Origin of the sequence: Acrocarpospora pleiomorpha (assembly GCF_009687885.1) — a bacterium.
GTDB lineage: Bacteria > Actinomycetota > Actinomycetes > Streptosporangiales > Streptosporangiaceae > Acrocarpospora > Acrocarpospora pleiomorpha.
Map to the genome: position 1 here is coordinate 249,176 of NZ_BLAF01000006.1, position 14,382 is coordinate 263,557.

General features: G+C 67.6%; 6 protein-coding genes. 5 read left to right on the plus strand and 1 reads right to left on the minus strand.

What is annotated here, in order from left to right; all coding sequences use genetic code 11:
• Window positions 1-543 precede the first annotated feature (543 nt).
• The 4 genes from Aple_RS05570 to Aple_RS05585 all read left to right on the plus strand — a co-directional run bounded on the left by Aple_RS05570 (window position 544) and on the right by Aple_RS05585 (window position 11,914).
• Window positions 544-1,473: a COG1361 family protein gene (locus Aple_RS05570; protein WP_155343371.1), complete on the plus strand. Its 930-nt coding sequence runs from the start codon at window positions 544-546 to the stop codon at window positions 1,471-1,473.
• Window positions 1,466-10,450 carry a DUF7927 domain-containing protein gene (locus Aple_RS05575; RefSeq protein WP_155343372.1) on the plus strand — a complete coding sequence of 2,995 codons (8,985 nt, stop codon included), beginning with the start codon at window positions 1,466-1,468 and terminating at the stop codon, window positions 10,448-10,450. Before Aple_RS05570 ends, Aple_RS05575 begins: the two co-directional genes overlap by 8 nt.
• Before the next feature lie 123 nt (window positions 10,451-10,573).
• The gene (locus Aple_RS05580) at window positions 10,574-11,113 is read left to right on the plus strand and encodes a hypothetical protein (protein ID WP_218038125.1); all 540 of its coding nucleotides are present in this window, start codon (window positions 10,574-10,576) and stop codon (window positions 11,111-11,113) included.
• 174 nt (window positions 11,114-11,287) lie between these two features.
• Window positions 11,288-11,914: a DUF11 domain-containing protein gene (locus Aple_RS05585; RefSeq protein ID WP_170321298.1), complete on the plus strand. Its 627-nt coding sequence runs from the start codon at window positions 11,288-11,290 to the stop codon at window positions 11,912-11,914.
• Between the two features lie 51 nt (window positions 11,915-11,965).
• Here the strand turns inward: Aple_RS05585 and Aple_RS05590 are convergent, their stop codons facing one another.
• Window positions 11,966-12,328, minus strand: a complete 363-nt coding sequence (locus Aple_RS05590; RefSeq protein ID WP_155343374.1) for a YciI family protein — start codon at window positions 12,326-12,328, stop codon at window positions 11,966-11,968.
• Window positions 12,329-12,510: 182 nt separating this feature from the next.
• On the opposite strand from Aple_RS05590, the gene Aple_RS05595 reads away from it, so the two are divergent.
• Complete coding sequence (locus Aple_RS05595; protein ID WP_155343375.1) at window positions 12,511-14,310, plus strand: glycosyltransferase; 1,800 nt, start codon at window positions 12,511-12,513, stop codon at window positions 14,308-14,310.
• The last annotated feature ends 72 nt before the right edge of the window (window positions 14,311-14,382 follow it).

The following is a 14,382-nucleotide window of genomic DNA, read 5'->3' on the forward strand; positions in this document are numbered from 1 at the left end:
CACCGGTGGACGAACTGTCACGTGAGGTCGAGTCAGTAGGCGAAAGGTCTCGTGAGGTCGAAGGATCGTGCGAATCGCGGCCGGTCGGTGGAGGGCCAGGCGAGGGTGAAGCGCCGCCGGGCGGGAGGACGCGTACTGAGACCTCCGTGGAAGTCGAGAACGATTCCTGCCCGCCGTCCGGTCCTCCCTCGGCGACGGAGGCATACGCCACAGGCACCCAGAACAGCAGCACCATCCCCACACCAACCGCCGAAGATATCCTCCACCCACCCATTATTCCCCCAAATAAACGACTGTCCACGTTCGTAATCCATCAACGGATAATTCGTTTCCAGGTGGATTTACCCAGTTGGTGGTAGATGTCACAGCCAGTTGCCATTCACGCGGAACCCCCACGCCCGATCCACGGCCTTTAGAGCGAAAAGTTCCCGCCCCCATACCCTTTCGAGAGACACCAAAGGGAATCCACGACCGCACCCGAGCAAGCCCCTTGGTGATCAAATAGCTACGTTCTAGAGCTGATCACTCTCTGGAGCGTCTAATTTGAACCGCACCGTTCGATGTGCCGGGCGCTGGCTGGCGATGGGCGGCGTCCTCTGCCTCTTCTGGGCTGAGGCCCCAGCCCTCGCCCACACCCCACCTCAGCCGAACTTCTCCCTGCAGGTGAGCCCCACCCGCCTGGTCATCCCGGCGGGCACGACCACCACCGCCCAGCGTTTCCAGCTCACCAACAAGGGCCGCTCAGCGTTCGACGTCACCGTCGAGAAAGCCGACTTCACCGCGGGCGAGAACGGCGCGCTGAACTTCCAGCCGAACGCGTCCTACGCGGCCGCCGCCTGGGCGGCCGCCGAGCCGGCGAACTTCCGGATGGCCGCGGGCACGACCCGGACGGTGACCGTCCGGGTCAAGATGCCCCCAGACCCCGAACCGGGCGACCACCAGTTCGCGCTGATCTTCAAAGTCCCCGCGGCCCAGAACGCGGCGAACATCAGAATCAACCGCGGCATCGCCACCCCGGTCTTCGTCACCGTCCCCGGCCCTGTCGACAGTTCGGTCGAGATCGCGGGACTCCAGGCGCCGGAGTTCGTGCTGGGCGGCCCCGTGCCCCTCACCGCGAGGATTCGCAGCACCGGCACCGTACACCGGGATTTCCGCGCGTCCTCCCGCCTGCACGCCCAGGTCGGCGGCTCCGCCGTGCCGTTCCCCGACTTCACCGTGGTGCGCGGCGCGACCCGCGAGGTGGCCACCCGCTGGGACCCCCTGCTGATGTGCGTCTGCCACGCCACCCTGTCCGCCGGTGACTCCACCCGCACGGTGCGGATCATCGTGCTCCCGCTGCACCTGCTGGGCATCGGCCTCGCCGCCCTGCTGGCCGCGTTCCTGCTCGCCTGGTTCGTACGGCGCCGCTACCGAGCCCGGGTACTCGCCGCCGCGATCGCCCTGAACGGGACTGACAACGACACCCATGTCTAGGTACCGCCTCCGCCGCCTGGCCGCCCAGGCGCTCACCGTGGGTCTGCTCGCGACCCTCGCCGACCTGCCGGACCGCGTCGCGTACGCGGCGGGAACCATGCTGTTCAACCAGCCGTTCAAGACCAACACGCCGGTCCCCGCCTTCCCGGTGTCGTTGCCCGCCCTGCCCACGGGCCAGAGCGGCACGAATGTGGCCTGCCTGACCGCGACCGGGAACACCGGTTCCGGCCTGCACAGCTGCACGACCAACACCGACGCGACCGGGCATGGCACGCTGCGCCTCACCGGCAACTCGACGAACCAGGAGGGCGGCCTCTTCGGCGCGATCAGCATGCCGACCTCGGCGGGCCTGGATGTGACGTTCAACGCCTACCAGTACGGCGGCACCTCCGCCGAAGGGCTCACGTTCATGGTCGCGGCCGTGGATCCCGCCAACCCCCTGTCTCCGGCCAATATCGGCCGCAGCGGCGGCGCGCTGGGCTACTCGTCGTACGCGGGCGGCCCCGGTCTGGCGAACGCCTACCTCGGCTTCGGCTTCGACGTGTACGGAAATTTCAGCAACAGCGTCTATCAAGGGAGCGGCTGCACCAATCCGGCGTACATCAGCACGACAGGCGAACGGGTCCCGGGCCAGGTGGTCGTGCGCGGCCCGGGAGCGGGCACGGTCGGCTACTGCGCGATCAACAGCACCGCGACCACCACCAGTTCCCCGGCGGTCGCCCTGCGCGGCGCCAACCGGGCCGCCGCCCAGGTGCCCGTCGAGATCGTCATCAATCCGACCGCGGCCAGCATCGTCACCGCGTCGGGCCTCACCGTCGCCTCCGGCATGTACAAGGTGGTGTTCACGCCCGTAGGCGGGAGCACCAGGACGCTGGACGGCGCTCTCCCCTCCGTCCCGCCCTCCCTCTACCCGTCCTCCACCTGGACCACCTCCGCCGGCATTCCCCGCCAGCTCGCGTTCGGCTGGGTGGCCTCGACGGGTTCTCTCACCGACTTCCACGAGATCGACAGCGCCAAGGTGGTCAGCTTCAACCCCGTCCCCGGGCTCACCGTCGCCCAGACGAGCTACAACGGATCGTCTCCGCAGCCGGGCGATCCGGTGACCTACACGGTCGTCGCCGGGGTGGGCGCCTCCGGCGAGAACGAGACGTCCCCGATCTCGGTGACGGAGACGTTGCCGACGGGTGTCGTGCCGGTGGGCGCGTTCGGGAGCGGCTGGACGTGCCAGGCCCCGGCCGGGCAGAAGATCACCTGTACGAACAATTCCACCCCGTTCGCCGCCGGGACGACCCTGCCCGCCATCACCGTGGTCGGCATCGTCACCGGCAGCAGCGTCACGCCCACACTGATCCAGTCCTCCTCCATCGCGGTCGCGTCCTCCAACGACGCCAACCCCGCCATCGCGCAGACGACGACCGCCGGGACGATTCCGGCCACCCCGTCCGGCATCACCGTCACCCCCGCCACCAGCACGATCGCGGGCGGGATCGCCGTCACGGTCGGCGGCTCCAACATCACCGGCGCGACCGCCATCGAGATCGGCACCGTGGCCGAGCAGCGCGTCGGCACGCCCGTCACCCTGCTGCCCTGCCCCTCCGGTCCCGCGGCCGGATGTTTCACTGTAAATCCCAACGGCACCCTGAACATCTCCTCGATGCCGGCCCGCGCGTCGGCGGACACGGTGACCGTGACCATGGTGACGCAGGGCGTCGCGGGGGCCGCGAACTTCGTCTACACCGACAAACCCGCCACCCCGGCCGCCCCCACGGCGACGGCGGGCGTCACCAGCGCCACCGTGAACTGGGTGGCTCCCAGCAGCCACGGCAGCCCGATCACCGGCTACATCGTGACGCCCTACCTCGGCGGGGTCGCGCAGGCGCCGCAGTCCTTCGACGCCTCCACGACCACCCGGACCTTGACCGGATTGACGGCAGGCGGCTCGTATACCTTCACCGTGGAGGCCACCAACGCCATCGGCACGAGCACGGCGAGCGCGCAGTCCAACGCCGTCGTCCCCTATACGGTTCCAGGCAGGCCGACCATCACCGCCGCCACCGCCGGGGACGCCTCGGCCACTCTGACCTGGACGGCTCCGGCCAACGGCAGCAGCCCGATCACCTCGTACGTGGTCACGCCCTACATCGGCGCGGTGGCCCAGCCGACGCAGACCTTCTCCGGCACCGCCACGACCGAGCCCATCACCGGCCTGACCCCCGGAACCGCCTACACCTTCACGGTGACAGCCGTGAACCTGGCCGGTCCCGGCCCCGCCTCGCTACCGTCCGGCGCGGTGACCCCCAACGCCAATCCGACGCTGACCTTTCCCCCACCGCCGGGCGGGCAAGCTGGCGTGTCCTACAGCGACCAGTTGACCTTTTCTGGAGGTACGGCACCTTTCGTGTGGTCGGTGAGTTCGGGCACGTTGCCGCCCGGTCTCACGCTGAACTCGGCGACAGGGCTGCTTTCCGGCACTCCGACGACCGCCGGAGGCTACCCCTTCACGGTCAAGATCACCGACTCCGGCAACCAGGCCGACACGAGAGCGGTGACGCTCGTCGTCGTCGCCAGCCCGACGCTGAACTTTCCCGCGCCGCCGGGCGGGCAAGTGGGCGTGCCGTACAACGATCAGCTGACCGTTTCGGGGGGTACGGCGCCGTTCGTGTGGTCGGTGAGTTCGGGCACGTTGCCGCCCGGTCTCACGCTGAACTCGGCGACAGGGTTGCTGTCGGGCACACCCACGACCGCCGGGAGTTACCCCTTCACGGTCAGGGTCACCGATGCCAACGACCAGAGCGACACCAAGGCGGTCACCCTGGTCGTCGGGGTCGGTCCGCTGATCATCACCAAGACGGCCGACAAGACGGCGGCTGCGGCGGGCACCACCGTCAACTACACGATCACGGTCAACAACACCGGGCCGAGCACGTTCACGGGGGCGACCTTCACCGATCCGCTGACGGGCGTGCTCGACGACGCCACCTACAACGGCGACGTGGCCGCCACGCAGGGTTCGGCCGCGTACGACGACCCGAACGTGACCTGGACGGGCACCCTCGCCCCGGGCGCCGTCGCCACCATCACCTACTCCGTGACGGTGGAATCCGGAGGAGACGGCACTCTCGCCAACACGGTCACCTCGCCCACGCTCGGGGCGAACTGCACGTCCGGCAGCACCGACTCCCGCTGCCGGGCGAGCGTCGGCCTGCTCGAACTGACCATCGTGAAGACGTCGAACCCGTCGACAGCGTCCCCAGGTGACACCGTCGAATACACCATCACGGTCACCAACACAGGCGGCGCCGCCTACCCGGCGGCCGACTTCTCCGATCCGCTGTCCGGCGTGCTCGACGACGCGACCTACAACGCCGACGCCGCCGCCACCTCGGGTACGGCCTCCTACAGCGCCCCGATCCTCAGCTGGAACGGAAACCTGTCGGCGGGCGCATCCGCGATCATCACGTACTCGGTCACGGTCCGATCCCCGGATCCGGGCGACAAGAGCCTGGCCAACACGGTGACCTCGACCAGCGAGGGCAGCAACTGCCCCACCGACCCGCGTTGCACCAGAACCGTCCCGGTGCGCGTCCCGCAACTGACGCTCACGAGCGCGGTGGATTCCAGCACCACGGTTCCGGCAGGTGTGGTGCGGTACACGGTGACGGCGACGAACTCGGGTGAGGCGGCCTATTCGGGGGCGGGTTTCACGTTCTCGCTGGCGGGGGCGTTGGGGAATGCGACCTATGACAATGACGCGGTGGCGACTTCGGGGGGTTTGACGTTCGACGCCGGGTCGCTGACGTGGTCGGGTGCGCTGGCCGTGGGGGAGACGGCCACCATGACGGCGTCGGTGACGGTGAACAACCCGGCGACCGGGAATTTGACCACTTTGCTCACCTCGACGACGACAGGGAACAACTGTCCGGTAGGTAGCAGTGATCCGGCGTGCGCGACGACGGTGGGGATCCTTGTTCCGCAGCTGACGATCGAAAAAACGGCAGATGTCGCCACAGCTGAGCCGGGTGATGTCGTGGCTTATACGGTGACGGTCACCAACTCGGGGCAGACGCCGTACACGGGGGCTGCTTTCACCGACTCGCTCACCGGGGTGCTGACCGACGCGGTCTACAACAACGACGCAGCGGCTACCAGCGGCTCGGTCGACTACAGCGCGCCTACCCTGACCTGGACCGGCGACCTGGGCATCGGCGCGGTCGCCACGATCACCTACACCGTGACCATCCGTGATCCCTATCCGGGTGACGCGTTCATCTCCAACACGGTGACTTCCACCACGCCAGGCAACACCTGCCCGGCCGGGAGTAGCGACAGCCGGTGCACGGTTTTCGTCACCGTCCTGGTCCCGGCTCTCACCCTCACCAAAACGGCAGACACCTCGACGGTCACGGAAGGCGGCACCGTCGAATACACCGTCACGGTCACCAACGCCGGACAGGTCCCCTACACCGGAGCGAGTTTCACCGACCCGCTGGCCGGGGTGCTGGACGACGCCACGTACAACAACGACGCGGCGGCCACCAGCGGCACGGTCGACTACAACGCGCCCACGCTCACCTGGACCGGCGACCTGGCCGTCGGGGACTCGTCGACCATCACTTACACCGTGACCGTTCGCGCTCTGGATCCGGGCGACGGGCTGCTCACCAACACCCTCACCTCGACCGCGCAAGGCAACAACTGCCAGGCGGGAAGCACCGACACCCGCTGCCAGACCACGGTCAGACTGTCCCGGCTGATCCTGGAGCAGAGCTTCGCCGAACCCACCGCCACCCCCGACTCGGTGGTACGGCTCAACGCAACCTTCACCAACACCGGGCAGACGCCGTACACCGGAATCACTGTCTTCGCCGCGAGCGGTGACGTTCTGGACGACGCCGTCCCCCTGGGCGACCAGGTCGCCAGCACGGGCACGCTCACGCTGGGGCCCACCGGTATCACCTGGACCGGGAACATCCCGGTAGGCGGCGTCGTCACCGTCACCGGCGGCCTCACCGTGCAGGATCCGGACCCGGGGAACAAGGTCCTCACCGGCACGCTCGTCTCCGCCGCCCCGGGGAACAACTGCCCCAGCGGCGGCTCCGATCCCCGCTGTACCGCCCGGCTGGACGTCCTGCAACCCGAGCTGTCCATCAGCAAGGCCGCGGACACGGCCACCCAGGTTCCCGGCGGAACAATCAACTACACGGTGACCGTGGAGAACACGGGGCAGACGCCGTACAGCGGGGCCGTGACCAGGGACGACCTGTCGGGGCTGCTCGACGACGCCACGTACAACAACGACGCGAGCGCCACCGTCGGCTCCCTCGACTTCACCAGCCCGATCCTGACCTGGACCGGCGACCTGCCGGTGGGCGGCACCGCAGTCATCACCTACAGCGCGACCGTGCGCGACCCTGATCCGGGCAACAAGCTGGTGTTCAACACGGTCAGCTCGGACGCGGACGGTAGCACCTGCCCGCCGGGACAGGGCAACCCGGCCTGTTCGGCGAGTGTCACCGTCCTCACGCCGGCGCTCACCATCGTCAAGACCGCGGACCAGGAGACGGCGGTGGACGGCGACACCATCACCTACACCCTCAAGGTCACCAACAGCGGGCAGACCGCCTACACCGCCGCCAACGTCTCCGACGACCTGTCCGGCATTCTCGACGACGCCGTCTACAACGGCGACGCCGCCGCCGACGTGGGCACGGTCGGCTACACGGCTCCCACGCTGACCTGGAGCGGGAACCTGGCGCTTGGCGCGGTCGCGACCATTACCTACACGGTTACCGTCAACAATCCCGACCTCGGTGACAGGAACCTCGCGAACACGGCCGTCTCCACCACTCCGGGCAGCAACTGCCCGTCGGGGTCGTCCGATTCCCGGTGTACGGTGACCGTCGCCGTCGCCGACGCGGCCGCTCTGACCTTCCGCAAGACGTCCGATGTGACCTCGACCGTCCGGGGCGGCGTCGTCAGCTACACGATCACCGTCGTCAACTCCGCTGCCACGCCCTATCTCGGCGCGACGTTGACCGACCCGCTGACCGGGGTGCTCGACGACGCCGACTACAACAACGACGCCGCCGCTGGCGCGGGAACTGTGGGCTACACCGCGCCCGACCTCACCTGGACCGGCGACGTTCCGGCCGAGGGCTCGGTCACGATCACCTACTCGGTGACCGTGAAGACCGCGGCGACCGGAGACGAGATCCTGACCAACGTGCTGACCTCGACGTCGCCGCAGAGTAACTGCCCCTCGGGCGGCGATGACCCGCGCTGTACGGACACGGTCACCGTCTCCGACCTGACCATCGACAACAGCGCGAACGTCACGACCACCACGCCGGCCGGAGTGATCGAGTTCACCAGCACGTTCACCAACACCGGCCAGACCCCGTACATGGGAATCAGCGTCGCCTACAACGGCGACGATCTGCTGGACGATGTCATCCCCAATGGGGACGAGACGGTCACCTCCGGGACCTTGTCGATCAGTCCCACCGGACTGGTGTGGACGGGCAACATCCCGGTCGGCGCCACGGTCACGCTGACATCCTCCTTCACCGTCAAGAATCCTGACGACGGCAACCGGGACGTAGTCGTCGCCTCTATCTCCGACACGCCCGGGAGTAACTGTCCGACCGGTAACTCCGATCCGCGGTGTTCCGCCAGCGTGCAGGTCCTGATCCCCGGGCTCACGATCACCAAGGCCGCCGCCGCGCCGACGACGGTTCCCGGCGGGACGGTCGCGTACACGGTCACGCTTGAGAACACCGGCGAGACGCCGTACACCGGGATCAGCGTGACCGACCAGCTCGCGGGCCTGCTCGACGACGCCGTGTACAACGACGACGCCACCGCGACCACCGGAAGCCTCTCCTTCGACAGCCCGATCCTGACCTGGACCGGCGACATCGCCGTCGGCGCGACGGTGACGATCAACTACTCGGTCACGGTCCGCGATCCGGACCCCGGGGACAAGATCATGATCAACGTGATCTCCTCGACGGCCGCCGGGAACAACTGCCCCGACTCGGCCTGCACGGTCACGGTCGCCGTCCTGACGCCCGCGCTGACCATCGTGAAGAACGCGAACGCCGCCACGACGACGCCAGGCGCCACCGTGGGCTACACGATCACGGTGACCAACACCGGGCAGACCTCCTATCCGGCGGCGACGCTGACCGACTCGCTCTCCGGCGTGCTGGACGACGCCGTCTACACCGGCGACGCCGCCGCGACGACCGGAGCCGTCTCACCCTCCGGTTCGGACCTCAACTGGACCGGCGCGCTCGCCCCCGGCGGCTCCTCGACCATCACCTACTCGGTGACCGTGCGATCGCCGGACCCGGGCGACAAACGCCTGATCAACACGGTGTCCTCGACCAGCGCGGGCAGCAACTGCCCGGCCGCTGGTTCCGACCCTCGCTGCACGCGCACCGTGCCGGTCTCCACCCTGGCCCTGACGAGTACGGCGGATGCCACCACGACGATTCCGACAGGTGTGGTGCGGTACACGGTGACGGCGACGAACTCGGGTGAGGTGCCGTATTCGGGGGCGGGCTTCACGTTCTCGCTGGCGGAGGCGTTGGAGAAGGCGACCTATAACAATGACGCGGTGGCGAGTTCGGGAGGTTTGGCGTTCGACGAGGCCGGATTGGTGACCTGGTCGGGTGCGCTGGCGGTGGGGGAGACGATGACCGCGACCGCGTCGGTGACGGTGAACGATCCGGCGAGCGGGAATTTGACCAGTTCGGTCACTTCCACGACGGAGGGGAGCAACTGTCCTGGTGATCCGTCGTGTGTGACGACAGTGGAGATCCTTGAGCCGCAGCTGACGATCGTCAAGACGGCGGATGTGGCGACGGCTGAGCCGGGTGATGTCGTGACTTATACGGTGACAGTCACCAATTCGGGGCAGACGCCGTACACGGGGGCGGAATTCACCGACTCGCTCACGGGTGTGCTCAACGATGCCGCCTACAACAACGACGCGGCCACCAACGTCGGCGATGTCGACTACACCAGTCCCAACCTGACCTGGACGGGAGACCTGGGCATCGGCGCCGCCGCCACGATCACCTACTCCGTCACCATCCGCGATCCTTATCCAGGCGACGCGTTCATCTTCAACACGGTGACCTCCACCACGCCCGGCAACACCTGCCCGGCCGCGTGTACGGCCACGGTCGCGATCCTGGTCCCCGCGCTCACGATCATCAAGACGGCGGACGTCGGGACAATCGTCGCGGGCGGCAGGGTCGCCTACACGGTGACGGTCGCCAACACCGGACAAGCCCCTTATACCGGGGCCGATTTCACCGACGCGCTGGGCGGGGTGCTGGACGACGCCACGTACAACAACGACGCGTCGGCCACCAGCGGCACGGTCGACTACGACGCGCCCACCCTGACCTGGACCGGCGACCTCGCCGTCGGAGCCACCGCGACCATCACCTACAGCGTCACCACCAGCCCCAGCGGCGGGAACGCCACCCTGGTCAACACCGTCAGCTCGGACACCCGGGGGAGCACCTGCCCGGACGAAGGCACCGACCCCCGCTGCGCCAGCAGCGTCCCCGTCATCGCGCAGAGCCTCGCGCTGGCCGACCTCACCAGCGGTTTCACCCTGACGGGCGTCCCGGCCGCCACCGTGCGCGGGGACGGCGCCGTGACCATGACCGTGATCACCAACAGCCCCGGCGGTTACAACGTCGCCGTGAGCGCCGCCTCGCCGGAATTCACCGCGCCCGGAATCGCCGCCACGATCCCCATCTCAGCGCTGAAGGTACGGAAGAGCGGGACGACCCCCTTCAGCCCGCTTTCCAGCACCGAGCCGGTCTCCGTGCACGATCAGTCCACCCCATCGGCACCACACGGCGATCCGCTGAGCACCGATTATGAGATCGATATCCCATTCGTCCCATCCGGGAATTATTCGGCGAGCCTCGACTACATCACCAGCACACAATGACAGAGATTCTCCATGTAGCGATATGACTGATATTGCCGCCTTAACGTCTTCATAAAAGAGGTTTGCCTGGCACTCGGTACGGTGATCATCCCGGCTGGAATGAAAACTCTAAGGAGAGTCGATATGTCAACAATGCGGAATGCGCGTATTGTGTGCCTTTCTCTGGCTCTGACCGGCGTGCTGACCGTGGGAGCGCTGGAGTCGGTAGTGTCCCCCGCCCTGGCGGACACCGACACGGGGAACACGACGGCCAACATCGAGGTCTCCTCCTCGATCACGCTGACCGACCTCACCGCATCGTTCACCCTGACGGGATCGCCAGGCCAGACACCCACAACCGGCGGGACTCCGGTCTCCATGGAGGTGACCACCAACAACTTCGCGGGCTACAACGTCACCGTCGCTCCGGCCGCCGCCAACCTCACCGGGGGGATCGTCGGCAACACCGACACCATCCCGGCGAACCTCCTTCAGGTCGACGGCCCGGCCCAGGCGGGAACCTTCGCGCCGCTGACCTTTGGAACGCCGCTCGTGGTGGCCAGCAAGGCGTCGGCGTCGGCCGAGGGGGGCGATGCGATCACCAATAACTACCGGATGACCATTCCGTTCGTCCGCCCGGACACCTACACCGTCACGCTCAACTACGTCACGAACACTCTTTAATCGAAGGCGTTCTTCAGGGCCGGTGGATTCTCATCCACCGGCCTATTATTGGCCCGTCCTATTCGCGCACGGCGGCGCCGATGTGCGAGAGTATTTCTAGTCAAAGGTATTGTTTAAATGGTCTTTCGGGTCAGTTGTGTCCGGAGAGCCGGCACACGGGATTCGCGCCGGCGCGTGTCCCGCGCCCACGTCGCGGTGGCGGTCACGCTGATCGCCGCCCAGTCCGGGATGGGCGCGGCCCACGCGTCCGTGGCGCGTGAGCCCGAGGCCACGCTCCCGCTGAACATCTCCATCGACAACGGGCAAACCAGCGTGCGCCAGGGCGACCGGCTCACCTACACGATCAAGATCAGCAACACCGGAGACACCGAAACGCCGGAACTGCGGGTCTTCCAGACCACGGTGCCAGGGCTCGAAGTGCTCTCCACGACTCCTGAGGCCACGGCCTCGACGAAGCGGATCGAGTGGAGCAAGAAACTGTCGGGGAGGGAGGAGGCCGAGTTCAGCGTGACCGCCCAGGTGGGACCGCAGGCCCCGCAGATGCAACGGCTGACGGTCGTGGCCTGCGCCTCGAACAAGAGCAGCGACCGGCCGGTGGTCTGCGCGGCCCACTCCGACCGGCTGGAGACCTTGGGATTGCCGATCGAGAGCGAGGAGTCCGGCGCCGGGCTCTGGTACACGATCGCGGGAATCCTGGTGCTGCTGGCGGTTTCGGGAGGAATCGTGGGCCGGCGACGGCTCCGGCGGAAGACGGCGTCCGAGGCCCCTCGAGACGACATGTCCGGAAATATGCGCCTCTGACCATCCGCGACGATGCGGCCCCTGACCAGGGTGTCAGGGGCCCGCGGCCGGTCACATCTCGGTGCCGCCGGTGTTCATGACCGGGCGGACTTCGATCGCGGTCAGCCGGGCGTCGGGGATCATGGCGGCCAGTTCCGTCGCGCGTTCGGGTTTGTCGCAGTCGATCACGTAGTAACCCGCTAGAAACTCCTTGGCCTCCACGTACGGGCCGTCGGTCACGGCGGGAACGCCGTCCCGCACCCGGACGGTGGTGGTGCTGGAAGGGTCGGCGAGAGCGGTGAAACCGACCAGTTCGCCGGACTCCTTGGTGAGAGCGGTGAAAGCGTCGTGTTCGGCGAAGATGGCGGTTCTCTCCTCCTCGGAGAGCGCGTCCAGGGCGGCGGGGTTGACATGGATCAGCAGCAGATACTTCATGGATGGCTCCTCGTCGGCGGGCCCTCGATGGGCCTCTCATGGAGGATGTCGGAACGGGCGGCACGTTCTCGACATCCCTGGCGTGACGGGGGACCGCCAGGAGGGCTGAGCGGGAGCGCCTCGCGTGTGGAAATCGTCAAGACGGCCCTGCTGAGCTGCGATGGGTTACATAATGAAACGCAATGGATGCGCTAAGTGACTACCCCGTTGATGTCAGTGTGCTCGTCCCTGCGTACAACTGCCGGGCTTTTCTTGATCGTTGCCTGACCTCGTTGCTGGTCCAGCGGGTCAGCAAAGAGATCATCGTGGTGGATGACGGTTCCACGGACGACACCCGGTCGCTGCTGGAGCTGTACGCGCGGCATCATCCCGCCATCACTGTCGTCCATCAGGACCATACGGGCATGCCGGGCTCGGCTCGTAACCGTGCGCTGGCGCGGGCCCGCGGGCGCTACGTGTTCTTCTGCGATGCCGACGACTACCTGGGGCCGTTCGCCCTGGAGAAGATGCTCGCGACGGCGGACCGGAACGGGTCGGACATCGTGCTGGGGAAGGTCGTCGGGCATGGCCGGAAGGCTCCGGCGTCCATGTTCCGGGCCAACGCCGACCGGGTGACGTTGCAGGGCAGCACGGTCTACAACAGCTTGAACGTCTTCAAACTCTTCCGCCGGACGATGCTGGACCGGCATCGCATCCGTTTCGACGAGTCGTTGCGGGTCGGGGAGGACATGGAGTTCGCGGTGCACGCGTACTGCCATGCCGACGTGATCTCCATTGTCGCCGACTACGACTGCTATCACCTGATGGACCGGGAGGACGGTTCCAGCGTCATGCAGGAGCCGGGCAGCCGGGAGCCGCTCGCCTGGTTGCGGATGGCCAGGATCCCGATCGCGCGCATGATCCAGCATGTGCCGCCAGGGCCGCTCCGCGATCACCTGCTGTTGCGGCATTTCACCTTTGACGTGCTCGCCCAGCTGGGGGAGCCGTTCCTGGCCGCCGACGAGTCCGCGCGCGAGAAGATCGCCGTCGAGGTGGCCGACCTCTGCCAGGAATGGCTGACCGACGGCGTCCGCGCCCGGCTGAGCGCCGCCGACAACACCCGCCTCGCCTCGCTGACCGACCCCGACCGGCTGGTACGGCTCGCGCGCGTGCAGGCCGCCCCCCTCCGCCGCCGCCTGACGTCCCTGGAGTGGACCGGCGACCGCCTGCAGATCTCCGGCAGCGTGAAACTGTCCGGGTTCGAGGGAACCGTCGGGCTGCTGCTGAAAGAACGCTCCCAGCGGGCCGAATGCCGGATCCCCGTCACCCGGGTCGCCGATCTGTTCAGCGCCACCATCGACGTGGCCGACCTGGCTACCGGCATCTGGGACGTCTTCGTCGCCGTCGAATGCGAGGGCATCCGCCGCCTCGGCCGGCTCGGCGCCGATCGGGACCGGCGGTCGACCCGGCCCGTGCCGCGATTCACTGGTGGGGTGGTGGCATTGCCGTACCTGACCCGGCCGTACGGCAATCTGAGCCTGGACGTGGGGGGACATGTCGTTCGGGTGCCCGCGTCGGTGCGGTTGACCCGGACCGAGTGGGTGGAGCGGAGGTTTCGGATCGAAGGGCAGGTCATGGTGGGTGGGCGGGCGGGGGCGGCAGCCGTACGGCGCCTGGTCTGGCGGGAACGCCGGACCGGCAGGGAACGCTACGAGGAAGCCGTCGCGACCGGTTCCCGGGCCTTCGCCGCCGAGACCAGCCCGCTCGGCCGGGGGATCTGGGACGCCTACCTCGAACTCGACATGGGCGGACCGATGGCGAGATTTCCCGTCAAAGTCGTCGAACCGAAAAGCTTGGAGCGCGCTCGCACCTGGTGGCAGGGCACCACGCGCTGGACCACCCGCCCCTACGCGACCGCGGTCAGCCACCGCCTGAGCACCTCGGTCCGCCGCGCCACCCTCTTCACCCTCGCCCGCCGCGCCTTCCGAAGAATCCGCCTGTGAACCGTACGTACGTCCGTCGTTAATGCGAATTATTTGCAACTGCTCTAACCTTGTGGGGGCAAGGTTCAGAAG

What these genes read in the sequence shown, in the direction of transcription:
- Aple_RS05575 (WP_155343372.1), top strand. Translation starts at nt 1,466, where the DNA reads ATGTCTAGGTACCGCCTCCGCCGCCTGGCCGCCCAGGCGCTCACCGTG.
- Aple_RS05580 (WP_218038125.1), top strand. Translation starts at nt 10,574, where the DNA reads ATGTCAACAATGCGGAATGCGCGTATTGTGTGCCTTTCTCTGGCTCTG.
- Aple_RS05590 (WP_155343374.1), bottom strand. Translation starts at nt 12,328, where the DNA reads ATGAAGTATCTGCTGCTGATCCATGTCAACCCCGCCGCCCTGGACGCG.
- Aple_RS05595 (WP_155343375.1), top strand. Translation starts at nt 12,511, where the DNA reads ATGGATGCGCTAAGTGACTACCCCGTTGATGTCAGTGTGCTCGTCCCT.